Below are 25,292 nucleotides of genomic sequence, written 5' to 3'. Positions count from 1 at the left end.
ATGCTAATTAAAATATTCTCCATAGTTTGTTATGTCAGTGTCTCCCCTTTCTAAACCTGATAGCCCTGTTCTTACTAGTTCTTGAATTCCATATTCTTGCATCAGTTTAATTAATGCATTAATTTTGCTTTCATCCCCTGTTAATTCAATAGTTACTGCATTTACTGATACATCTATAATTTTACTTCTAAATATTTTTACCACTTCATTTATCGCTGCTCTGTTTTCTGCTGTTGCACGAACTTTAATTAGAACTAATTCTCTATAAACTGATTGCTGCGGGTATAATTCTACTACCCTTTGTACATCTTCTAACTTGTTTAATTGCTTTATAACTTGTTCTAATATATCTTCATCCCCCATTAAAGCAATTGTCATTCTAGATATTTTAGCATCTTCTGTTCTACCAACAGTTAAACTGTCAATATTGAATCCCCTTCTTGCAAAAAGACCTGCTACTCTAGTTAATACCCCAGATGAATTTTTAACTAATACTGATAAAACATGCCTATCCATTTTTCGCCCCCCTTAAAAAAGTATGAAAAAAACCCACCTTTAATGATATAGATCAATATTGGTGGGAATAACATTCCGCCTTAATATAAACATCACCAGATTCAAACAAATCCTTGCCTCTAACGGAGCATACCGGTTATGGTTTACTTGCATTTTTTCTCTTTCAACCATACTGCTTAGGAGTGATACTTAATTAGTTAAAGTATTCGCTTGCACCAACCGCGAACTCTCTACAACTTTTTTCCCTAATTAACCTTCTCCATCAACGCATTTTCAAAATTTTAAGGTCCTATTAAATTTTGGTATTGTAAATATATTACTACTTTGTTTTTCCAACGTCAACTATTTATATAAATATTTACCAATATGATTTTTATATTGTTTTCATAATACATTTAATTATCTTTTTATTATTAAAACCCTGTATTTTTTATTAATATAATAACATATTTATCTTTTTGTTATTTATATATTATTATATTAAGGTTTTTATTGCTATATACTTCATTATTCATTTTTAATTATCTTACCAGCAACTATTTTATATTCATAGAAATAGTTTTCAACAGGAAAAGGGAATTTTTTATTCCTTCTGAGTTCATTTTCACACTGCCTTTTACTTTGTATTATATATCTATTACTAACTATTGATAACAAATTTGAAGTAAATCTTTTAAAATTCCAAGTGAATAACTACTATAATATTTTCACCCAATACAAAAAAGAGCATTCATATATAAGTATTAAACAACTTATATATGAACACTCTTCACATCTAATTCTTATATTTTACTTAATATAAGATCAGCTAAATCATGAGCCATTTTATTTATTTCTACTTGATTTTCTCCTTCAAGCATAACTCTTACTAATGGTTCTGTTCCTGAAGGTCTTATTAAAACTCTTCCAACCCCATTTAATTTTTTTTCTATATTCTTAATAGATTCAATTATTTCTGCATCTTCTAAGTATATATTTTTCTTATCATTTGGAACTGTAGCATTAACTAAAACTTGTGGTAATTCTTTCATTATTCCAGCTAATTCACTTAAAGTTTTTCCACTTCTCTTTTTTATTGATGCAACTTGAAGTGCAGTAACAAGACCATCACCAGTTGTGTTGTAATCTAAGAATATTACGTGTCCTGATTGTTCTCCACCAAGTACATAACCATTCTTAACCATCTCTTCTAGAACATATCTGTCCCCAACCTTAGTTTTTATAGTGTTAATGCCCTCTCTTTTACATGCAATATCCATACCTAAGTTACTCATTACAGTAACTACTAAAGTATTATCTTTAAGCTTTCCTAAGTCTTTAAGGTATTTAGCACATAATGTAAGAACAATGTCTCCATTAATAAGGTTTCCTTTTTCATCTACTGCTAAACATCTATCCGCATCTCCATCAAAAGCAAATCCTAAATCACATTTCTTTCTTACAACATAATCCATTAATTCTTCTGGATGAGTTGATCCACAATTTTCATTTATATTTGTACCATCTGGGTTATCATTTATTACATAAACATCTGCGCCAAGTTCTCTAAACGCTTTAACTGCAGCTTCGTAACATGCTCCATTAGCACAATCTAAAGCTACTTTTAAGCCTTTTAAATCTACTGGTATAGTTGATTTTGCAAATTCTATATATTCATCTAAGCCACCAACATCTATTGTTGATTTTCCAATATCATGACCTGTAGGACTTGGAACACCTTCAAAATTTGTTTCTATTATTCTTTGAATTTCATCTTCTAATTCATCCGGTAATTTATATCCTTTGTTATCAAAGAACTTTATACCATTATACTCAACTGGATTATGCGATGCAGATATCATTATTCCAGCATCAGCATTATATTCTCTAGTTAAATGTGGTACTGTAGGTGTTGGTACAACCCCTAGTATAACAGCTTCTGCACCCACTGATAATATACCCGCAACTAATGCAGCTTCTAACATATCACCTGATATTCTTGTATCTTTTGCTACTAATATTTTAGGTTTATGTGTACCCTCTGTTAAAACATAAGCCCCTGCTCTGCCTAAGTTATATGCTGTTATTGATGTTAAATCAGTATTAGCAATCCCTCTAACTCCATCTGTTCCGAACATTCTACCCATTATTTTACCTCACTTTTCCATCGTTTATACTTTTAATTTAGTATAGTAACCTTCTATAAATAAATATTAAATATAATAATTATTTGTAAAAAGGTTTCTTACTCCATATATTATATATTTTTTTGATTTTTTTTACAACTAATATACCTTTTACTTTTTCCCATCTAGTCTATCTAGTATAAGATTATAGCCGCCAGTACCATAGTTTACGCATTTATTTACTCTACTTATAGTAGCCGTACTAGCTCCAGTTTCTTCAACAATTTCTGTATATACTTTCTTTTCTTTTAGCATACCAGCTACGTGTATTCTTTGTGCTAATGCTTTTAATTCGTTTATTGTTGCAACATCTTCAAAAAATTTATAACACTCATCTACACTTTGAAGTTTTAATACTGCTTCAAAAAACAAATCTAATTCTTTGCTTTTAAGCCTGCTATCTACTGTACTCAAAACATCACATCCCCTTAATTTTCATTAACATAATTATAACTATTTCTTCATCAATTTACAACTTTATTATAATAAAGTAGTATTAGCTATATTTGTGTATTACTACTTCCTGAAGGATTTGTTAATGGATTTAATCCTGTATCAGATAATTCATTATAAATAGCTTTAGTTGGAACAATCCAAACTTCTCCAGTCCCTCTGTACACGTTAAGTAACCCTTCTCCATTTAACGTTGTTCCAATTAAGCTTGTTCCAGATTTTTCTACTGTGAAATCTATATTTCCAGTTCGAAGCAATACAAAGTTTCCATCTACCTTTAAAGTATCTTTATACAACTTACATCTTAATATTTCTTTTTCTGGAACTGGTATTTCTAAAAGTACAATTCCACTACCTTTTAACTTTGTTTGATATAGACCCTCATTTCCAAATACCATTGATGATATACTTTTTTGCATAGCTACTCCAACTTCTATTTCTTCCTCACAAGCATAAAACATTCCATCATCAACTACAATTTCTTCATCCTCTAACTCAATAAGTGCATAGTGTCCAAACGTTGGCTCTAAAAATATTTCTCCGGTTCCTTCGAAAACAGGTTTAAACATAGATTCTCCTGTAACCTTACTTGCAAACAATTTTTTACCTAGCCCTAATACCCCACCAGTTTTGTTTTTTATTTTTATATCACCCTTCATATAACTAAGTGCTCCTGCTTCAATTTTAACTGCAGTATCATCAAGTATTATTCTCACTTGCTTTAATTTCACTTGTGATTCTTTCATAAAACTCAATTGCATTAATGTACTTAAATCATTAGCACCTTCTAAATTATCATATTCTAAAACTTGAAATATGGTGTCATTGCGCATTTCTGATACCATTGTAAGCTTATTATTTATATTTAATGAAGTTCTCATCTTCTAACCACTCCCTCTTCATTATTCTACCATATTTAATATATTTTAAACAAAAGTAGCCAATAACACTAAACAATTTATGAACTTAGTGTTATTGGCTCTTTGCAAATAATGATTTTATTTTGATGCTTTCATAACTTTAAATCCATCTTTAAAAGGTACTACCTTTATTTGTAAAATATTAAGTAACTTTGAAAGACTCTTAACTTGATTTGTATATTTAAGTCTATTTTTACTTACTAATAATTCTACCATTTCTACAATATCTTGAGTTTGACTTCTATGGAGTCTGTTACAATCTTGTAAACACCATCCATTAATATATGCAAGTGTAGTCCAAATTTGATCTTCTGTTATTTTACTAGGGTCCATAATTACCCACATATATCCTTTTCTTCTATCATTCCTAGGATACGCTTCTTTAAAGAATTCTATAAAATGATTAATTTCTTTCGGATCTCTATTCTCAACATGTTTACCTAATTGTGCTTTAAGTTGATTTTTTAAATGCATAATTGTATTAGGCTTAATTATAGTATTCATTTTATCAATACTTGTATAAATTAATGTATATGTATCTTGTATCTGGCTTGATTTAACATCATCACTTTTAAGAACTTTTGTAATTTCTATGTATTCTAATATGTTCTTTTTACAGTTTAACTCTTTATTATATAACCCTTGCCAAATTTCATTGGCGTTTAATCCTTCAAAATTTATAACCTTTTTTTCTTCTATGTTGTTATTAGTTTCTATGCTCATATAGTACCTACCTTTTTTATTTTTTAATATTTACTTCGCTCTTTTTATTCAATAGTATATACTACGTTCTTGAGTATATACCCTTTGAGTATAAGTTCTTCTCTACATATTATTTTACCACACTTATATAAGTCTTAAACAAAAAACTGTGATAAAAGTATATTCTATCACAGTTTTATTTTTTATATAATTTACAATCTCATATATATTAATACCTATATTATATTAATATATCCCTTTTAGTAAACACTACATGTGCTATTACATAACTTACTACTGTAGTTATTATCATAACTATTATACCCATTTTAATAGTCATGTTAACATTATTATACATAAATACTGAATCTCCTGTTAATAGTCCAATAGGATTACCATAGTTTACAAATAATAAGTGTGCTATTTTTTTCACTGAACTTAACGCTACGCTTAATATTGTTGCAAATACTAATAATATAACTGATAACCCCATAGTTACCATACTGCTTTTTATTATTGATGAAATTAAGAATATTACTGCACAAGTTGTTATTATGAATAATGCTTGTAATATAAGTGCTTTAATAAACATTTCGTTGTTGGTTACCATATTTCCAGTGCCAATTTTTTCACTTATCTCTGCTAATCCTCCTACGTTAATTTTGCTTTCATATATCTTCCCTATAATAACTGGATATGATCCGCCCTCTATTTTACTTAAAACATTCATTACCCCAAAGCCTGTTAACTCTAATCCTAAAATCATAGCTAATACCATTATTACCACTGATATGAATTTAGAAAGTAAAACAGTTCCTCTTTTTATTGGTTGAACTAATAAGAATTTTAAAGTTGCAGGCGTACATTCTCCTGAAACTATATCGCTCATAAACACTGCAATACCTGCCACTAAAATCCCCATTCCAAGTATGCTCATTAAAGTTTTCATATGTGCATAAGCCTCAAATTCCCATCCGTTTAAAGGTTTAATATTATTATCCTTCAAATTATTATTATATTCTAATTCTTGTTTAATTTTTAAGTACTGACTTTGATTATATTCGTTTATCCCTTTATCTTCTAAATTTTTAATAGTTTCTTTTTGATTATTTATTTGATTATCTAATTCCAACTTCCAAACTTCTTCGTCATTGCCGTTTTTTATCATATCTTCATATGCTTTTATGCTTTCTTCTATCTTAGCTTTTTCAGCTACATATGAATTTAACGTTTCTACATAACCCGCCTTCTTATCCTCAGCCGTATCATTTATTTTATTTATCTCTACTGTATAATATTCTAAATTACTTTTAGCATTTTCTAACTGATATTCTGGCGAACTATTATATCTCATACTTTTATCAACTTTGTATTGCCCAAATATAGTTATCCCTACAAATATGGTAAACAGTATAAATACTATCCAAGTTTTTGGTTTTGCAATTAATTTTCTTAACTCATTTTTTATTAAAACAAATAACATTTATCTTATACCTCCTTCAACTAATTCCATATATCTTTGCTCAAGCCCTTTTCTCTCTTTATATATTTCCTCTATGTTAAAATCCTCTTTAGCTAGATTCTTTACTAATTTCGAGGTGGTATTTGCTTCTAATATTATTTCTATACCCTTTTCTGTAATCTTACAACTTTGAACAAACCCTAGAGTTTTCATTTCTTTTATAACCGCTTCCTTATTACTTGTAGTTACTAAAGTTATAATATCTTTTTCAGTTTTCATTGAGTTATTAACTACACTTTCGACAGCTTTTATAACACCATCATTTATAAATGCTACTGTATCACAAAGGTTTTGAACCTCTGATAATATATGTGAAGATACAAACACTGCCATACCTCTTTTTTTAGCAGCATTTTTAACTACTTCTCTAAAATCTAATATACCTGATGGATCAAGCCCATTAGTTGGTTCATCTAATATTAATAATTTAGGACTTGATAAAAGTGATGCAGCAAGTCCAAGCCTTTGTTTCATCCCTAATGAATATTTTCTTACCTTATCATCTATTCTATTTTCAAGTCCTACTAATTTAATAGTATCTAAAACTTCCTCTTTAGATATTTTTCTTATCCTTGCAATTTGCATTAAATTTTCCATACCAGATAAATATTGATATAATTCAGGATTTTCTACAACAGCACCAACGTTTCTTAATGCCTCTACAGATTCCTTTTGCAAATCATGTCCACAAATTGAAATACTTCCTGATGTAGGTTTTATTAACCCAACTAACATTCTTATAGTAGTAGTTTTTCCCGCACCATTCGGGCCTAAAAATCCAAATATTTCTCCCTCTTCTACTGAAAAACTTACCCCTTTTATTATTTCCTTTTTACCTATTTTTTTGTGTAAATTATTTACTTCTAAAACTTTCACTCTCTATACCTCCTATATTTTTTTCATAAAAATTCTAATACCTATCTATTATTTTTATGTACCTTTTCATCATTCATTACTTATAAATTTACCTATATTTTCTTAATTAAAAGCAATGTATTTTCTTAATATTTCCTTAAAACCCATCTTGTCATTTATAAATTACATATAAAAATCTCCAATTATGGTAATACCCATAATTGGAGCTTTAAATTTATTATTTAGTTTTTTTAATATACCTTAGCTTCTTCTTCACCACTTATCACTCTTATTGCACCTTGAGCTAAAGCTAGTAATTCATCTTCACCTGGATAAACAACTATTTCTGAAATAAATCCTACTCTCTTCTTTATATCAGCTATAACTTTTTCTGAATAAGCTATTCCACCTGTAATTATTATAGCATCTACTTTTCCTTCTAATACAGTAGCCATTTCTCCGATATTCTTAGCTACTTGATAAATAAATGCATTATAAATTACTTCTGCTTCTTTATTTCCTTCACTAACTAGTTTTAATACATCTCTAACATCATTAGTATTAAGGTATGCTACAAAACCACCTTTTCCAACCATTCTGCTACATACTTCTGCTTCTGAGTATTTTCCGCTATAACACAATTTAATAAGATCTCCAACTGGAACTGCTCCTGCTCTTTCTGGTGAAAAAGCACCATCTCCATCTAATGCATTATTAACATCTATTACTTTTCCATTTTTATGAGCTCCAACTGAAACTCCTCCACCTAAGTGAGTTACTATTAAATTAAGGTTTTCATATCCCTTGCCTGATTCTTTTCCATATCTCTTTGCTACTGCTTTTTGATTAAGTGCATGGAACTTACTTTTTCTTGGTATCTCAGGTGTACCTGATAATCTAGCTATAGGTTGCAATTCATCAACTACAACTGGGTCAACTATAAATGCAGGAATTCCAAGCTCTTTTCCTATTTGATTTGATAATATTCCACCTAGATTTGAAGCATGTTGTCCTTGTACTCCAACCTTTAAATCTTCAAGCATTTGTTCATTTACTGCATATGTTCCGCCCTCCATTGGCTTAAGCATTCCACCTCTACCAACTACAGCGTCTAATGTATTCATATCGAAGTTCTTTTCTTTTAATACATTTATAATAACTTCTTTTCTAAATTCAAATTGATCGTAAATTGTTTTATATTTCTCTATTTCTTCTGAAGAGTGTCTTAAAGTCTCCTCTAAAATTTCTTTCTCGCCCTCATAAACACCTATTTTTGTTGATGTAGATCCTGGATTAATAATTAATAATTTCAATATCATTTTCAAAATCCTCCTATTATCATCATTTATTTAGAAATGTCTAATCTATTTTGCGCAATATTATTTTCCTTCAGCAACTAATGCAGCAAGTGCAATAGAGTTAACCTTTGTTTCAAAGCTATCAGCTCTAGATGTTAATATAACAGGGGCAGATGTTCCTACTAAAAGGCCTCCATTTTTTGATTTTGATGTGTATGTTAAGCACTTATACATAACGTTCGCTACATCTATATTTGGAAGTAATATTATATCAGCTTGACCTGCTACTGGGCCTGATATACCCTTATGTTGAGCTGCTTCTAAAGATAATGCATTATCAAGAGCTAAAGGCCCGTCAACTATACAACCCTTTATTTGCCCTCTATCATTCATTTTTGCTAATAGTGCTGCATCTACTGTTGCAGGCATATCTTGGTTAACAATTTCTACAGCACAAACTGGTGCTACCTTTGGCATTTCAATGCCACAAGCATGAGCAACATTTACTGCATTGTTTAATATTTGAACTTTACCCTTTAAATCTGGATAAGTATTAAAAGCTGCATCTGTTAAAAATATTAATCTATCTATTCCTTCTATTTCAAAAACTGCAACATGAGACATTACTTTTCCTGTTCTAAGACCAAACTCTTTGTTTAATACAGTTCTTAAAAAAGTAGCTGTATCTATAAGCCCCTTCATGACCATATCTGCAGTACCACTTGATACTAATTTTATTGCAAGTAAAGTTGCTTTTTTAGGATCAGCTTCATGAATTATTTCAAATCCCGCAAGATTCATATCTATTTTAGCCGCTATTTCTCTTATTTTTTCACTATCTCCAACAAGAATTGCATCTGCTATATTTCTTTCTTTAGCAGCTTTAACTGCTTCTAATACAGGCTCATCTTGAGCTACCGCTACTGCTACTTTTTTCTTTTTACAATTTTCTAATTTCAATAATAAATCCTCAAAATTCTTACTCATTAAAAAAACCCCTCTCATTTTCTCAATTATTATATAAATATAATGATAGCTATAAACTACATATATTACCTATGATAATATTGTAACAAAGTTTTTTGCAAAAACCTAAATTTTCAGAATATTTAATTTTATTTTTACATAAAATAATAAGCATCTTTTTTAAAGATGCTTATCTAGATTTCAATATTAAATACTGGTGATTGGTTTATATTCCTTAATTATTCTCTCTGCTACTTTTAATCCATCTACAGCTGCTGAAATTATTCCTCCAGCAAAACCTGCACCTTCTCCAGCTGGATATAATCCAATTAATGATATACTCTCTAAAGTTTCTGTTCTTGTTAATCTAACTGGTGCTGATGTTCTAGTTTCTATTCCTGTTAACACTGCATCGCTACTAGCGTATCCTTTTATTTTTCTATCAAATTCAACTATAGCTTCTTTTAAAGCTTCTACAACATAACTTGGCAAACATTCTCTTAAATCCTTAAATTCAAAGCCTGGTTTATAGCTTGGATTTACTCCTCCAAGTTTTTCACTTATTCGATTTTCCATAAAATCTCCCACGAGTTGTACTGGAGCCTTACTTCCTCCACCACCTAGGCTGTAAGCTAATCCTTCGTATTTTCTTTGAAATTCCATTCCTCTAAGTGGTGAATCCCCTTCAAAATCATCTGGCCCAACTGTTACAACTAAAGCAGAATTTGCATTATCTAAGTCTCTTGCATGATAACTCATTCCATTAGAAACTAATCTATTTTCCTCCGACGCAGCTGCAACTACAACCCCACCTGGACACATACAGAATGAATATACTGCTCGCTCTAGCTTTTTACTTTGATAAGTTAATCTATATTCTGCAGCCTTTAACCTTGAATGCTTGTAAGTCTCCCCATACTGACTCTTATTTATTATATCTTGTGGATGTTCTATTCTTACTCCTATTGCAAAAGCTTTAGGTTCCATAAACACTCCAATTTCATTTAACATTTCATAAGTATCTCTTGAACTATGACCAATTCCTAAAATAACATTTTCGCAAGGAATTTCTTCTCCATTAACAACTATACTAGTTATTTTTCCATCTTCTGACTTTATATTTTCAAGTTTTGAAGAAAACCTAATTTCTCCACCTAAACTTTTTATTTTTTCTCTTATATTTTTAACAACATTTTTTAATATGTCAGTTCCAACATGTGGTTTTCCTACATAAGTTATTTCTTCTGGTGCTCCAGCTTTAACAAGTTCTCTTAAAATATAATCACATCTTGTATCTTTAATTCTAGTTGTGAGCTTTCCATCTGAGAAAGCTCCAGCTCCACCCTCACCAAATTGAACATTTGATTCTAAGTTTAATTTGCCATCTTTCCAGAACTTATCCACAGTGGCAGTTCTTTTATCCACATCTTCGCCTCTTTCTATCACCAACGGTTTATAACCTTTTTCTGCTAATAACAAAGCTGTAAAAATACCAGCTGGTCCAAACCCAACCACTACAGGTCTATTCTTTAATTCCTTAGTTCCAAATTCAATCTCTGCATCATAACTATCTTCTTCTAAATTAACATCTCTATCTTTTAATCTTTCTACTAATTTCTTTTCATTAGCATGTTCAATTTCAATACAATATGTAAATCTAATATCATTTTTCTTTCTTGCATCTAAGCTTTCTTTTATTATTTTAAAGTTTTTAATTTCTAAAATATCTATTTTTAGCTTTTTAGCAATTTTACTTTTTAATATACTCTTATCTTCATCTATTTTTAAAATTATATTATTTATTTTAATAGCCATATTATCACCCTTTTTCAATATTATATTTATACTTTATAATCACACTTAAAATAATCAATTTTAAGCATCTACATATATTCTTTCTTTCAGATTCTTAATTATTCTAACATATTTCTTTTTTAATTAATAGTAATTATTCGTTAATTAAATTTCATATTAGTGATCTTTTAAAAATACTAAAGGCTAGAAAATTCACTAAATTTTCTAGCCTAAATATTTTATAATGTGTATTAATTCTATTTTTTACTATGCCTTATTACGCTTGTGGCGGTACCTTAACTGGAGGAACAGCTACTTTTACAACTTTAAAACTTATCTTTTCCGTAGTTGTTACTGATACTGTACTATTTAAACCAACTAAATCTATTATAGGCGTTCCTTCAAATGTTCCCTCTTCTTTAAATTTTTCTACATTTAATTCGGCTTTAATCTTATCTGCTGTAATAGCCTCTATTTCATCTTCAAAAGCTTTTACTTTTACAATTATAGTAGGTTTTTCAGGCGTTACTGTTAATCCTTCAGCAACTCCCTTTAATGAAAATTTAACTTCAAGATCTTTACTTACGAGCTTAACAACATTTACTTTTACAGTTATAAATTCTTCTCCTTGTAATAATGTTGCACCCTCTGGCACAATAATGCCAACAGTTACCTCTCCATTATCCTTTACTTGTGATAAATCAACTTTTTCCGTTTGAAGTTCTACTACTTGATCAACCAAAGCCTTAGCCCCTACAATTTCTGAAGTTTTCCGTGAACCTTCAATAGATTTCAACTTTAAGTCTTCCGGTAATTTGCCTACTGTATTTATTTTTATAGGAATACTTCTTCCTTTACTTACTTTACTTACTTTTATAACCACATCTGCATATTTACTTTTTAGTTCTACACCTTCAACTTTTTTTCCTAAACTATCAATTGGAATTATATCATATGAACCTATTATATCCTCTACGGCGTCCTTTACGTCTCCTCTAATAACTACAGCTTCAACTTTATCTACTAGTGATGCTGCTCCTGTTATTTTAACATCTTTATTATCAATTTCTATTGGCGCAATAGAATAACCTTCTCTTGGAGTTACTGATATTTCCGATTTTATTTCTATTGTTTTCTCAGATATTTCTTCTAAGTTAACAACTATATTTAAATTGTTTGTATTTTTTATAGTTAAGTCTGCAGGTGATTCTATAATATTCACTGCCATTTTATTCCCACCTTTTTTTAACGCATACTCACTTATATCTACCGTTATCTTAAAGTCTTCCTTCTTAATTTTATATATTTCATTACTTCCTTCTAACTTTAAATCAATATAGAATTCTTGATTTGGACTTAATGTTAATTTAGAATCTTTTAATGTTTCAATATTTAATATTTCTACTGGAACCTTAGTCAAACCATACTGTCTTATTGTATTTTCAACATTAGAAACATAAAACCACAGACCAATAGACATGAAAAGACAGATTAGTGGAACTATTATTCTTTCTTTTTTATCCTTTTTATCCATGTTTTCACCTTCTCTCCTGCTGTTTTTACCTTCTTAGTTTCTCTATGTTCCATTATTTTAAGTAGTATTACTTTCAACTTTTCTTTATCATAATTTCTTGTTAATCGTCCATTAATGGCTAATGATATAACTCCTGTTTCCTCTGAAACAACTATAACTAATGCATCCGAATTCTCCGAAAGACCTATAGCTGCCCTATGTCTTGTTCCCAGCTTTTTATTAATAATATCATTGCTTGTTAAAGGCAATACACACCCAGCTGCTACTATTTTATTTTTTCTTATTATCGTTGCTCCATCATGTAACGGAGTGTTAACTACAAATAAATTTTCTAATAAGTTTGCAGTTATATTTGCATCTAAAATTGTTCCTGAAGAAATTATTTCTCCAATTCCAGTACCTTGCTCTATAGCTATTAAAGCACCTATTTTTTCTTCTGCTAAATTAGAAACTGCTATTACAATTTCATTTACTGAGTTATTCCTTTGCTCTTTATCTTGAGTGTTGTATATTTCTTCAAATGCAGTTCTACCAAGATGTTCAAGCGCTCTTCTTATTTCTGGCTGAAATATAATAATAATAGCTAAAACTCCTATTGTTAAAGTTTTATTTAAAATATAATAAAGCATTTCTAATCTCAACAAATAACTTATTGGAATTAATACAATTATTAAAACTATCCCTTTTAACAATTGCTCTGCTCTAGTTTCTTTTATTAACATATATCCCTTATAAAAAATATATGCTACTACTAAAATATCTACGACTGACCATATCGATATATTTCTTAATGTATTAACTATTAACCTTATAAAATTTTCCATGGGATCACCCCTTATTTACTCTATCATATGAATTATACACTAATAATATTATTCTTAACATATTTTCTGTAAAATCTTAAGAATAATATTATAATTTTATAATAATTGTAACTTAACTATAATATAAATTTATGTAAGGGAACAGAAATAAAATATACCTGAATGTGATTAGTTATTTTTTAAGTTCCCTAAAACATCTTTTAAAATAACATTGAAGATGTTCAAAAAATAGTGTTAGGGGGGAATCCTTATATGCAAGATAAGTTAAAAGCTATAATTAAAGAAAATCAAAAATTTATTCTAGCTATAATAACAACCATTATGTTTAGTCTTATTATTGTATTTTTAATCTCATCAAATACTGGTGCTAATAAGGAAATGAAGCAGCTTAAATCTATTGGCACGAAAATTAGTAAGATCAATCACTCACTAAGCAAAGGTATTAAAGATTTGTCAATAGATAGAAATAAATCTATTGAAGTTCTTTCTATTGGGGCTACAGACTTAAAAGATATTCCTATAGAGCTTTCATCAATTAAAACTAACTATGAAAGCACTTCAAATATTAAAGAGGAGTTGGCATCTGCTCTCTCTACTACTATTACACTTTATGATTATTCTATTTATTTGATAAATGATCCAGAAAAAGCTGTTATAGATGAAAATATTTTTGAACTAACCTCTTACAAGGATGATTGTTTAAATACCTATAAACTTTTAACCAATCAAGGTATTGATATTTCTTTTTCAGATGATACTATTACATTCTTCGATAATATAAAAAATTATCTTAATGCTTTAATTAAAGTAAATAAAGCACAAAATATTATAAATTCTCAAAAACAAGATTTTATAATTTCGCTAAAGAGTTTAATTCCTTATTTAAATACTTTAACCGAAGATTTAGAACCTGCTTTAAATAAAATAAAAGAAGACAAGAGAGATCTTCAAGTATTAATTGATGATATTGAAGCTAAAGAAAAAATTTATAAAGATGTACAAATCAAGTTATTATCATCTTCTATTCCAGATGGATATGGTGATTATTATACAACTTTAGATGAATTTTCAAAGCTATATACTCCTTATATTGAATCTTTTAAAACCGCTCTTATCTTTGATAATTCATGCGTAGATCCTATAAAAAACAAGAAAGAAATTAATAATAATTATAAGAATATTTTTTCTAAATACCAAGATGTTTTAGCCTCTTATTCTAAATTTAAAGAATTATTAAATAATTTATAGTATTATTTCTTATTTTTTGGATAATACTAATATTGGATTATATCCGAAGGAGGTTATTTATGAAATATTTAAATTTTCTATTTATTTTTTTATTAACCCTTTCTTTTTCAGGAGAAATCATTGAAGTTTCTGCATTAGAATTACAAGGTACTACTACAGCATGCCTTGTATCTACTCAAGATTCTGATAATGCAAAAAAAGATTATAATACTACATTTATAGATATTACTGACGGTAGCACTGTTGAAGTGTTTAACCACAACGACAAAATGATTTATTTAACTGAAGAAGATGTATATTTAATATCTCAAATTGTTTTTGCAGAAAGTAAAGGTGAACCTTATGAAGGTAAGGTTGCCGTTGCATCTGTAATTTTAAACCGGGTTTTAGATCCTGCCTTTCCAAGTACAGTAAAAGATGTAGTTTTTCAAACTAATGCTTTTTCATGTGTTTTAGATGGCAAAATAACAGTTACTCCAAATCAGGAGTGCTTTAATGCTGTTTATGAAGCTATAAAAGGTAATGACCCAACAAACGAAGCTCTATTCTTCTATAACCCGACTATCGCAACTTGCTCATGGATGCATGATATTAAAAAAACCGATAGTCGCTCGATAGGGCAACATTTATTTTTCAAAGTTTAATTTTAAAAAGCCAATCTAATTAGAGCTCTAAAAAAAGATAATAGACTATTAAATTAGTCTATTATCTTTTTAAAGCTCCTTAGATCGGCTTTTTTTATGACCTTTAATTCTCATTATTCAAAGGTTGCCTTAACTATGGCTTCACCCTTATCAACAACTAATTTGCCCATAGCTATTACTTTATCTATCTCTAAAGTATCTGCATTAACTAAAACAAAATCTGCATCTCTACCTCTTTCTATTGATCCCTTATTTCTAAGTTTTAAAACACTTGCAACATTTGATGTAATCACCTTTAATGCTTCCTCAATATCTACATTATATTTCTTTATACTTTCTTTAACTTCTTCATAAAGACTTTTAACAGAGCATATTCCAAGTCCAACTAAATGTCCATTATTATCAAATACTGGCATGCTACCATTCCCATCTGATGAAAAAGTTATATGGCTTATTTCTACTCCACTGTCTAATAATTTCTTAAGCCCTTCGCTTGCTCTTATCTCTTCTGGTTCTAAATATTTAGGATCTGAACTAGTTGTTAAATCTATAAACCCACCCTTTTTAGCATAATCTATGCCAACACTAAATAGCTTTTTACTTCTATTTATATGAGTTGGTAGTAATTGTGCTCCTGGTATTTCAGTTTCCTCAATTGTAGAAAATAGATATTCAAGCCTTCTTGCTCCATCTCCTAAGTGCACATTAACTATCCCAGCTTTTCCCGATAGTAGGCCACCAACCCTTGCTTGTGCTACAACGTTTATAAATTCATTAAGGGTAGCTTGTGAACTTCTATGATCAGATAAAGCTATTTCTCCAACGCCTATTATCTTATCAACCATCATTAAATCACCCTTAATGCTATCTGTTATAGTTTTTACAGGTATTTCATAAGAACCAGTATAGCAATAAGTAGTTATTCCCTCTTCTTCTAAAGCATTTGCTTTAGCTATTAAGCTCCTCATATCTCTACAAACACCATCAGTCCCTATACAACCTACAACAGTTGTTATTCCTGCTTTTGTTAATTCGGAAAATTTTATTTCAGGTGTTCTTGTCTTAAACCCACCTTCACCTCCACCTCCATTTATGTGAACATGAGAGTCTATAAACCCTGGAAACAGCAATCGGCCTTTACCTTCTATAATATTTATAGGAATAAATGTATTAGAAACATCAACATTTTCATATAGTCCTTCTATTTTATCAGAAACTATCACTACATCCTTAATACCTTCATACTTTGGTGAATACACCTTAACACCTTTAATAACAGTTATCATTAAAAATCACATCCTATTTAAGGCATCTAAAAAAAATAACAAGCCAATATGCTAGTTTATTTTGCATCTTGACTTGTAATTTTTTCAAATACCTAGACTAATTTACCAAGATAGAATCTATATTATTATTGTTATAAATAGATTCTGGATAATTATCTCTTAGCTTATTTGCATATTGTTTACTTTTTTCTATGTTTATACTTTTATATTGCAATGCTAATTTATAATATACCTCTTGTATATAATTCCCCTTTTCATATAAACTTATATACTCTTCAAAATATTTTATAGAATTATTTATATCTTCTAATTTTTCATATGTAGATGCAAGCAAAAATAATATATCATCATTTAAATAATTGCCAACTGATTGCTTAATAACTTTATCTAAATTATTCCTAGCTTCTGCATAATTACCGTCTGCAAAATATGTACTTGCTCTAATATAATATTCTTCAATTTCCTCTGAACTAAAAGATTTTACTTCTTCTATATTTTCCTCAGTAGCCTTTGATTCATCTTTTTCTTGAACTTCACTTATATCAGCCTCTACCTTATCTACAGCCTTTTGTTCTACCTCTTTATCATTAATTATATTATTGTTAGAATTAGATATTTTGTCATCTTTTCCTTTTAAATTAACCATTATTATCACTGAAAAAATAATAATACAAATTAATAATATTGGTATAACTATTTTTTTAACATTTTTAGTTTCTGTAAATTCATCTAACTGTTTTTTTATAGCAAGAGTATTTATGTCACCTTTATTTATTCCTAAAGCTTTGTTTATATAACCCCTACTTTTATCATATTCACCTTTTTTAAATTCACATAAAGCTAATGCATTATTTACCTGAATTGAATTAAAATCGCTCTCTCTACATATATTTAAGCTTTCAATAGCCTCTTTAATGTGTAGATCCTTAATTAAAATTCTAGCTTTTTCAAATTCTTTTTGTCTCTCACTATCATTTTCTGCATCTCTTATGTAAGTTTTAGACATTTCATCCTCATTAAAATCTTTATTAATTTTCCAAACTGTAATTGCTCCTTCTAAATCTCCCTTTAAATAAAGTATTAACCCTTTTAGGTTTAATACTGAATTATTTTTAAGATTTTTAGAAATCCCTTGTTCACAACATTCTAATGATTTTTTTAATTCACCTTTATGATATAACTTTAAAGCCTTTTCGTAATCACTTTTCATATCTTTACTCATATCTATTATTCAGTCCTTTTCATCTAAAGTTTAGTAATTTAGAAAATTTTAATAGTCTACCCTATTCACCAGTAATTTTTTAAAGAAACTTCAAATAAGACATATTAAAATATTTTCCTAATGTTAATGTTAATTTTAACATTATTTCGCTAGTTTTTCTTTTATTTTATAATTATAACAAACTAAATATAGAATATAACACCTAGTATTGCTGCTATTACAATTACTAAAATAGGATGTACCTTTTTAGTTAATAACAATCCACCTATTATAATTGTTATTACTATACTTTTAAAATCTAAATAAGATTCTTTTGCAAGCCCTAAGAATGCAGATAATATTAATGCTATTAATACAGGTCGCATTCCAAGTAATGCAGATTTAACTACAACGGAATTTTTAAATTTTGCTAATACTTTACTTATTATAGATACTAATATAAACGAAGTTGTAATAACTCCTAAAGTTGCTGCTAAACTTCCACATACGCCCTGTATTTTATAGCCTACAAAAGTAGCTGAGTTAATTGCTATTGGTCCTGGCGTCATTTGTGATATTCCTATAATATCCATAAACTCAGGCATAGAAATCCAATTATTAGTTGTTACTATTTCTCTTTGTATAAAAGGTAACATAGCATATCCACCACCAAAACTAAATGCCCCTATTTTTAAAAATGAAAAAAACAGCTTAAATATTATATCCAATTATCCCACCTTCTTTTTTAAAAATATTATTCCATATATTGCTGATATTATTATAACTAAAATAGGATGTATATGGAAAATAACTAATGCAATAAAAGCTAATATTATAGTTATTGCTGTTCTCATATTCTTTTCGAGACCTTTTCCTAAACTAATCGCTCCTATTAGAACAAGCATAGGTACTGCTGCTGTTATTCCTTTAAATGCTGCATTTACATAATAATTATCTCTAAATTGCATAAAGAATGCAGCTATAACTATTATTATTAAAAATGAAGGTATTATTACTGCAAGCAGTGCTATAATCGCACCTAAAAATCCTGCAATTTTATATCCTAAAAAAACAGAACAATTTATAGCTAAAGCCCCCGGCAAGCTTTGGGATACAACTAATATATCCATAAACTCTTGCTTTTCAATCCACTTTTTATTAATTACAACCTCTTCCTCAATTAAAGGTATCATTGCATACCCTCCACCAAAGGTAAAAGCTCCTATTTTAAAAAACACTCTAAACATCTCTATTAATTTACTCATAATACTCCTCCTCTCTTATATAAGTCATCTTCAAACATAAAAATCTCACCTTGATTAGTTTCTTTAATGCCTAAACTTATTAGGTTTTATTATTTTAATAATAACACAACAATTATATTCTAATCTCATATAAAGAATCTTTTACTGTTATTTCCTTTCATTTTTCTAAAAGATCTTCAAAAAAATAAATGCCTAGATTTAGTAATACTAAATCTAGGCATTTTATATTTAAATTATTTTTGTTCTATTATTATTTTCTTAGCTGTTAAGATTGATGTAGCACTCATTGAGAACTCATCTAAACCATATTCAACTAATGTTGCGATAGCTGCTTCATCTCCAGCCATTTCTCCGCACATTCCTACCCATTTACCATGTTTGTGAGCTCCATCAATAGTCATCTTGATTAATCTTAATACTGCTGGATGCATTGGGTTATAAAGGTATGCTACCTTTTCACTCATTCTGTCTGCAGCTAATGTGTATTGGATTAAATCATTAGTTCCTATTGAGAAAAAGTCAACATGCTTAGCTAATTCATCAGCACAAACTGCTGCTGCTGGAATTTCAACCATGATACCCCATTGTATAGTATCTGAATAAGCTATTCCTTCAGCTTTTAATTCAACCTTACATTCTTCAACAAATTCTTTTGCAGCCTGGAATTCTTCAAGGCCTGAAATCATTGGGAACATTACCGCTAAGTTTCCATGAATAGACGCTCTTAATAATGCTCTAATTTGAACTCTGAATATATCTTTTCTATCTAAACATAATCTTATAGCTCTATATCCTAAGAACGGATTCATTTCTTCTGGTAATGGTAAATATGGAAGAGTCTTATCTCCACCAATATCAAGTGTTCTTATAACAACTTGTTTACCTTCTGTTTTTTCTAATACATATTTGTATGAGTTATATTGCTCTTCTTCTGTTGGAGCACTTTCTCTATCCATGTATAAGAATTCTGTTCTAAATAGCCCAACACCGTCTCCACCGTAAGCTAATACATTATCAACATCTTCTGGTTGACCTATGTTACCACAGACTTCTATTCTCTTACCTGACTTAGTCTTAGTCTTAACACCTATAAGTTTCTTTAATTCTTCTTCTTTTGCAATAAAAATTTCTTTTTTCGCCATATATTCATCAATTACTGATTGATCTGGGTTTATTATGCATATACCTTCAATACCATCAACTATTATTGAATCTCCTGTTTTTACTGAAGTTGTTATATCTTTTAATCCAACGATTGCAGGAATTTCTAATGTTCTAGCCATTATAGCTGAATGTGAAGTTCTTCCTCCGATATTTGTTAAAAAGGCAACAACCTTAGTTCTATCTAATTGTGCAGTATCTGATGGAGTTAAATCTTCAGCAACAACTATAGTATTTTCTTCAGTTATTCCTAAATCTTCTCCGCCTTTTCCTGCTAAGTTCGCTATTATTCTTTTAGAAACGTCTTTTATATCAGCCGCTCTTTCTCTCATGTATGTATTTTCCATTGCTTCAAATATCATAACAAATGTATTTGTTATATTATCAACAGCTTTTAATGAATTTATGCTATTTGATTCTATTTCTAACATCATTCCACCAGTGAATTCTGGATCGTCTAATAATGTAATATGTGCTTCAAAAACTTCAGCTTTTTCTTGTCCCATTGATTCAACTGCTTTAGCTTTTATTTTTTGTAATTGCTCTTTTGATGCATCTAGTGCATTTTGTAGAACAGCTTTTTCAGCCTCTACATCTTTTATCTTTGAATCTGTTATAATAATTTCCTCATGTTTTTGTAATAATACTTTACCAATTGCATATCCTTTGGATGCAGCTATACCTTTTTTCATTTATAAGATTCCTCCTTAATAATGACCATAAAAGCTTTATTCTAAAATAGTTTAAAGCTTAATAGAAATACTAAACTACTTAATTTATTTTATTTTAACTACAATGTATTATAACATATTTTTTATATATGTTAATATAAATAATGTTTTTTTGAACTATTCTTTATTTTTTTAATTTTTCGTCATAACTCACAATATATTTTTTACCATTTATGTGGTATGGTAAAATCATATTAAGTAATTAAAATATTTTTTATTACGTTATTTTAGGAGGTTTACTATGTTAGTAAAATGTATAAATGATACTCGTTGTTCTAGTCTTTGTATTGGAACTGAATATCCAGTAATTGAAGAGGGAGCTAACTATTTTGTTGTTATCGATGATCACCTTAATGAAATTACAACTAAAAAAGAAAGATTTGTTATTGTAGAAGATAATGATATTTCAAAAAAAGCTAAGGCTACCATTAACGAATTAACTCACCAATTAGAAAATGATTTTCCAGACATCAAAGATTTTAAAACAAGAAAAAATTCTAAAGGTGAAATAAAAGAAATTGTAATTAAATTTAATTATTAAATTATAATTAAAAATTCAAAAAGGCATTTAAACATAAGTTTACTTCATGTTTAAATGCCTTTTTCTATTTAATCATATTCAAAAAATAACAATCCCCTCTAAATCCACCTTGGCTTGCTATTTTTTCAGATTCCTTATAAGTCATCTATCAACGCGCCAGATTTGGCATAAGCTGTTGACTTTGCTTCAAAGAAATCTGTTTTAACTGAGTTTGCATCTGCAAGAGCATCAACCCACGCTGCCGGATTTTCCTCATAATCATCATATAATGGTTCTATCCCAATCGCTTTTAATCTTAAATTTCCTAAATACTTAATATAATCTTCTATTAATTTCTTATTTATTCCTTGTATACTATCACCTATAACATAATGTCCCCAGGCTATTTCATTTTCAACACCTGTTTTCATCATATCTCTAAGCTCTGCTAATACTTCTTCTGTAAAGAGCTCTGGTTCTTCTTGTCTTAATTCTTTTAATATATTTCTAAATAACCAAAGATGAGTATTTTCATCTCTATTTATATATCTAATTTCCTGAGCCGATCCTGGCATCTTCCCATTTCTCTCTAAATTGTAGAAGAACATAAACCCTGAATAAAAGTATATCCCTTCTAAAATATAGTTTGCCATTATAGTTTTAAGAAGATTATTTCCTGTTGGTTTTTCTAAAAATTCATTGTATAAATCTCCAATAAATTTATTTCTTTCTAAAAGTACTTTATCATTTTTCCATTGATACAATATTTCATTTCTTTTTTCTGGTGAACAAATTGTATCTAGCATATAACTATAACTTTGTGAATGAACAGCTTCTTGAAATGATTGAATTGTTAAACATAAATTAACTTCACTTGCTGTTATATAATTATTTATATTAACTAAATTTGCAGTTTGAATAGAATCTAAAAATATTAAAAATGATAGTATCTTATCATAAGCAGTTCTTTCTTCTTTACTAAGCTTTTGATAATCTTTTAAATCTTGTGATAAATTTATTTCTTCTGGTATCCAAAAGTTATTCATGGACTGTCTGTACCAATCTGAAACCCAATTATATTTCATATTATTAAAATCATTAAGATTAGTAGTATTTCCATTTATAATTTTCTTTTTAGAAACTTCTGTATCTCCGAATTCATTAAAAAGTGGTTTTTTAGTTATTGACATATATATTCACTCCTCTTCTATCTTATTTCCTGTTCCTAAGCTGAGCAGCTTTCGCATTCACTTATTTCTAAAGATTTTGAACGTACATAATATATTGATTTAACCCCGCACTTACATGCTTCTATATATAAATTCATAATTTGTCTCATTGTATAATCTGTTGTTATATATAAATTAAATGATTGTCCTTGATCTATATGTCTTTGTCTTATTCCATTAATTTTTACACACCAATTTTGGTCTATATTATAAGCTGAATTATAATACCAATAATTATCCTCATTTAAATTCGGAGCTGTTTTAGGTATTATACTTCCCTTCTTTTCTTCAAGCCAAAATCTTGCCATTACTGGATCTACACCTTCTGAAGTTCCTGCTATTGTCGCTGTTGATCCATTTGGAGCGACTGCCATAAGGTATCCGTTTCTCATACCATAAGTATTAATTTGTTCTCTTAACTCATTCCACTCATCTGAATCATATCCTCTTAAAGTGAAATACTCACCAGTGTTCCAATCTGATCCTTCAAAACATTTATAAGATTCTTTTTCTTTGGCTATCTTCATACTAGCTTTTATTGCATGATAATTTATTCTTTCATAAATCTTATCAGCAAACTCTAAATGTTCCTCTGCTGTCCAGTGAATGAAATTATTTGCAAGCATGTGATGATATCCACTAGTTCCAAGCCCTATTGCTCTGTATTTTTTATTAGTCACTTCTGCAAATGGTACTGAGTAGTAATTTAAATCTATTACATTATCCATAGCTCTAACTTGAGTTTCAACAACATATGCAAGTTCTTCATCATTTTTAACATCAACATTACCAAGAACTACTGATGAAAGATTACAAACTACAAAATCTCCAGCTTTAGTCTTTTCAACTATAATTGTATCGCCGTTCTCATCTACTATTTCTGATTTTTGAATATCCATAGGGCTCATATTTTGCATAATTTCCGTACATAAGTTAGATGAATAAATCATTCCCTTATGTTTATTAGGATTCATTTTATTTACTGTATCTCTATAAAAGGCAAATGGTGTTCCCGTTTCTGCTGCACTTTTTATAATTAATCTTACTAAATCCTTAACACACATAGATCTTTTTTCAATTCTATCATCTTCTACACATTCATAATATTTATTTTCCCACTCTTCTCCATAAAAATCTTCTAATGAATATCCCTTAGCCAGTCTAATTTCATGTGGACACATCATATACCAGTTAGCATCAATATCATTTTCAGCTAACTTCCAAAATAGGTCTGGGTAACATAACCCTGGGAAAACATCATGAGCTTTCTTTCTATCGTCTCCATTATTAGTTCTAAGCTGTAAAAATTCTGGCAAATCCTTATGCCATGCATCTATCCATATAGCAACAGATCCATTCCTAACTCCTAATTGATCAACAGCTACTGCTGTATCATTAAACAACTTAACCCATGGAATCACTCCACCTGATGCTCCTTCAAACCCTCTTATAGCAGAATGTAGAGCTCTTATTTTACCAATATAAATGCCCATTCCGCCACCAAATTTTGATACTTCCGCAAAGTTATCAAGTGATTTATATATTCCTTTTAAACTATCATCTACAGTATCTATAAAGCATGAACTTAATTGATAAAATGGTTTTCTAGCATTAGACATTGTTGGTGTTGCCATTGTGGCTTTTAATGAACTTAAAACATCATAAAATCTCTTAACCCAATTTAATCTATTTTCCTTTTTCTCTGGTATTGCTAAATGCATAGCTATTCCCATAAACATTTGTTGAGGAAGCTCTAATGGATTTCTAGTGAAATCTTGTATTAAATATCTTTTCGCCAAAAGATTTATTCCACTGTATGTAAATAAGAAATCTCTTTCTGGCTTGATTTCTTTTTGTAATTCTAAAATTTCTTCTTTTGTGTAGTTCTCCAATATGTACTTACCATATAAACCTTTTTCCGTTAGTTCAACAATAAATTCATATAAATTATCATAAGGATTTTCTTGATTTTCTGATTTTCTATCTCTCATTACCTCATCATATAACTTATAAACATATAATCTTGAAGCTGCATATTGCCATGATGGTTCCATATCTGAAGTTAGTTCTAATGATACCTGAATTAAGCAATCTCTTATTTCAGACTCTGTCATATTAGGTCTAATAATGTGGTCCATAGCTTTTATAAGCTTCTCTTCTTGATAAGTTCCATCTTCATCTCTTATATCTTTAATTGCCAAAGTACAAATTGCTTTTAAATAAGTCATGTTAACCCCTTCTCACTATATGTAGTATATTTTTTTATTTTTTATATTTATTTACACAATATATAGCCTATTATAATTTTTATTTTTTTATTTGTAAAATATAAAAAACCAATAGAACCAAAGAAAAAAGGAGGTATATGCAATTATACGTCCTTTTTCTATGGTTATTAATAATTTTTATCCGTTGACTTTTATATTCTTTTAATATTTATTGTTTTACTTTCATATTT

General features: G+C 28.9%; 22 protein-coding genes. 3 read left to right on the top strand and 19 right to left on the bottom strand.

Annotation, left to right across the window (positions count from 1 at the left end):
- Positions 1 to 3: 3 nt before the first annotated feature.
- The 12 genes from ilvN to cdaA all read right to left on the bottom strand — a co-directional run bounded on the left by ilvN (position 4) and on the right by cdaA (position 13,549).
- Positions 4 to 516: an acetolactate synthase small subunit gene (gene ilvN / locus BLS77_RS10490; protein ID WP_089969228.1), complete on the bottom strand. Its 513-nt coding sequence runs from the start codon at positions 514 to 516 to the stop codon at positions 4 to 6.
- A 782-nt stretch (positions 517 to 1,298) separates the two neighbouring features.
- On the bottom strand, positions 1,299 to 2,642 hold the full coding sequence (gene glmM / locus BLS77_RS10485; RefSeq protein ID WP_089969225.1) for a phosphoglucosamine mutase: 1,344 nt from the start codon (positions 2,640 to 2,642) through the stop codon (positions 1,299 to 1,301).
- Between the two features lie 150 nt (positions 2,643 to 2,792).
- A complete protein-coding gene (locus tag BLS77_RS10480; RefSeq protein WP_089969222.1) occupies positions 2,793 to 3,095 on the bottom strand; it encodes a YerC/YecD family TrpR-related protein in 303 nt (100 codons plus the stop codon).
- Between the two features lie 86 nt (positions 3,096 to 3,181).
- Positions 3,182 to 4,015 carry an AIM24 family protein gene (locus tag BLS77_RS10475; RefSeq protein ID WP_089969219.1) on the bottom strand — a complete coding sequence of 278 codons (834 nt, stop codon included), beginning with the start codon at positions 4,013 to 4,015 and terminating at the stop codon, positions 3,182 to 3,184.
- A 117-nt stretch (positions 4,016 to 4,132) separates the two neighbouring features.
- A complete protein-coding gene (locus BLS77_RS10470) occupies positions 4,133 to 4,777 on the bottom strand; it encodes a hypothetical protein (protein ID WP_175490830.1) in 645 nt (214 codons plus the stop codon).
- Between the two features lie 220 nt (positions 4,778 to 4,997).
- Positions 4,998 to 6,239 carry an ABC transporter permease subunit gene (locus tag BLS77_RS10465; protein WP_089969217.1) on the bottom strand — a complete coding sequence of 414 codons (1,242 nt, stop codon included), beginning with the start codon at positions 6,237 to 6,239 and terminating at the stop codon, positions 4,998 to 5,000.
- The gene (locus BLS77_RS10460; protein WP_089969214.1) at positions 6,240 to 7,154 is read right to left on the bottom strand and encodes an ABC transporter ATP-binding protein; all 915 of its coding nucleotides are present in this window, start codon (positions 7,152 to 7,154) and stop codon (positions 6,240 to 6,242) included. It abuts the gene before it with no gap.
- A gap of 230 nt (positions 7,155 to 7,384) precedes the next feature.
- Positions 7,385 to 8,452 (bottom strand): butyrate kinase, encoded by a 1,068-nt coding sequence (gene buk / locus BLS77_RS10455; RefSeq protein ID WP_089969211.1) that lies wholly within the window; start codon positions 8,450 to 8,452, stop codon positions 7,385 to 7,387.
- Between the two features lie 60 nt (positions 8,453 to 8,512).
- On the bottom strand, positions 8,513 to 9,418 hold the full coding sequence (ptb, locus tag BLS77_RS10450; RefSeq protein WP_089969208.1) for a phosphate butyryltransferase: 906 nt from the start codon (positions 9,416 to 9,418) through the stop codon (positions 8,513 to 8,515).
- A gap of 186 nt (positions 9,419 to 9,604) precedes the next feature.
- On the bottom strand, positions 9,605 to 11,212 hold the full coding sequence (locus BLS77_RS10445; RefSeq protein ID WP_089969205.1) for an NAD(P)/FAD-dependent oxidoreductase: 1,608 nt from the start codon (positions 11,210 to 11,212) through the stop codon (positions 9,605 to 9,607).
- A gap of 256 nt (positions 11,213 to 11,468) precedes the next feature.
- Positions 11,469 to 12,725 (bottom strand): CdaR family protein, encoded by a 1,257-nt coding sequence (locus tag BLS77_RS10440; protein WP_089969202.1) that lies wholly within the window; start codon positions 12,723 to 12,725, stop codon positions 11,469 to 11,471.
- Entirely contained in the window at positions 12,695 to 13,549 is an 855-nt protein-coding gene (gene cdaA, locus BLS77_RS10435) for a diadenylate cyclase CdaA (protein ID WP_089969199.1), read from the bottom strand. Before cdaA ends, BLS77_RS10440 begins: the two co-directional genes overlap by 31 nt.
- Before the next feature lie 252 nt (positions 13,550 to 13,801).
- On the opposite strand from cdaA, the gene BLS77_RS10430 reads away from it, so the two are divergent.
- Complete coding sequence (locus tag BLS77_RS10430; RefSeq protein ID WP_089969196.1) at positions 13,802 to 14,797, top strand: hypothetical protein; 996 nt, start codon at positions 13,802 to 13,804, stop codon at positions 14,795 to 14,797.
- Positions 14,798 to 14,829: 32 nt separating this feature from the next.
- Positions 14,830 to 15,441, top strand: coding sequence for a cell wall hydrolase (locus tag BLS77_RS10425; RefSeq protein WP_423231031.1), 612 nt, complete (start codon positions 14,830 to 14,832; stop codon positions 15,439 to 15,441).
- 113 nt (positions 15,442 to 15,554) lie between these two features.
- Here BLS77_RS10425 and iadA read toward each other — a convergent pair whose 3' ends face one another.
- From iadA to ptsP, 5 genes are all read right to left on the bottom strand, one after another.
- Positions 15,555 to 16,727 (bottom strand): beta-aspartyl-peptidase, encoded by a 1,173-nt coding sequence (gene iadA / locus BLS77_RS10420; RefSeq protein WP_089969191.1) that lies wholly within the window; start codon positions 16,725 to 16,727, stop codon positions 15,555 to 15,557.
- Between the two features lie 97 nt (positions 16,728 to 16,824).
- On the bottom strand, positions 16,825 to 17,949 hold the full coding sequence (locus BLS77_RS10415) for a tetratricopeptide repeat protein (protein ID WP_089969188.1): 1,125 nt from the start codon (positions 17,947 to 17,949) through the stop codon (positions 16,825 to 16,827).
- Positions 17,950 to 18,131: 182 nt separating this feature from the next.
- Entirely contained in the window at positions 18,132 to 18,656 is a 525-nt protein-coding gene (locus tag BLS77_RS10410) for a chromate transporter (protein ID WP_089969186.1), read from the bottom strand.
- On the bottom strand, positions 18,657 to 19,193 hold the full coding sequence (locus BLS77_RS10405; protein WP_089969183.1) for a chromate transporter: 537 nt from the start codon (positions 19,191 to 19,193) through the stop codon (positions 18,657 to 18,659). It lies immediately after the preceding gene.
- Between the two features lie 233 nt (positions 19,194 to 19,426).
- Positions 19,427 to 21,046, bottom strand: coding sequence for a phosphoenolpyruvate--protein phosphotransferase (gene ptsP / locus BLS77_RS10400; protein ID WP_089969180.1), 1,620 nt, complete (start codon positions 21,044 to 21,046; stop codon positions 19,427 to 19,429).
- Positions 21,047 to 21,326: 280 nt separating this feature from the next.
- Here ptsP and BLS77_RS10395 point away from each other — a divergent pair, with 280 nt between their 5' ends.
- Positions 21,327 to 21,626 carry a hypothetical protein gene (locus BLS77_RS10395; RefSeq protein WP_089969177.1) on the top strand — a complete coding sequence of 100 codons (300 nt, stop codon included), beginning with the start codon at positions 21,327 to 21,329 and terminating at the stop codon, positions 21,624 to 21,626.
- Between the two features lie 134 nt (positions 21,627 to 21,760).
- Here the strand turns inward: BLS77_RS10395 and BLS77_RS10390 are convergent, their stop codons facing one another.
- Both BLS77_RS10390 and BLS77_RS10385 read right to left on the bottom strand, forming a co-directional pair.
- Positions 21,761 to 22,795: a ribonucleotide-diphosphate reductase subunit beta gene (locus BLS77_RS10390; RefSeq protein ID WP_089969174.1), complete on the bottom strand. Its 1,035-nt coding sequence runs from the start codon at positions 22,793 to 22,795 to the stop codon at positions 21,761 to 21,763.
- A gap of 35 nt (positions 22,796 to 22,830) precedes the next feature.
- Positions 22,831 to 25,062, bottom strand: a complete 2,232-nt coding sequence (locus tag BLS77_RS10385; RefSeq protein WP_089969171.1) for a ribonucleoside-diphosphate reductase subunit alpha — start codon at positions 25,060 to 25,062, stop codon at positions 22,831 to 22,833.
- Positions 25,063 to 25,292 lie beyond the last annotated feature (230 nt).

Origin of the sequence: Clostridium gasigenes (genome assembly GCF_900104115.1) — a bacterium.
GTDB classification, from domain to species: Bacteria; Bacillota; Clostridia; order Clostridiales; family Clostridiaceae; genus Clostridium; species Clostridium gasigenes.
This window is presented reverse-complemented; position numbering and strand designations above follow the sequence as displayed.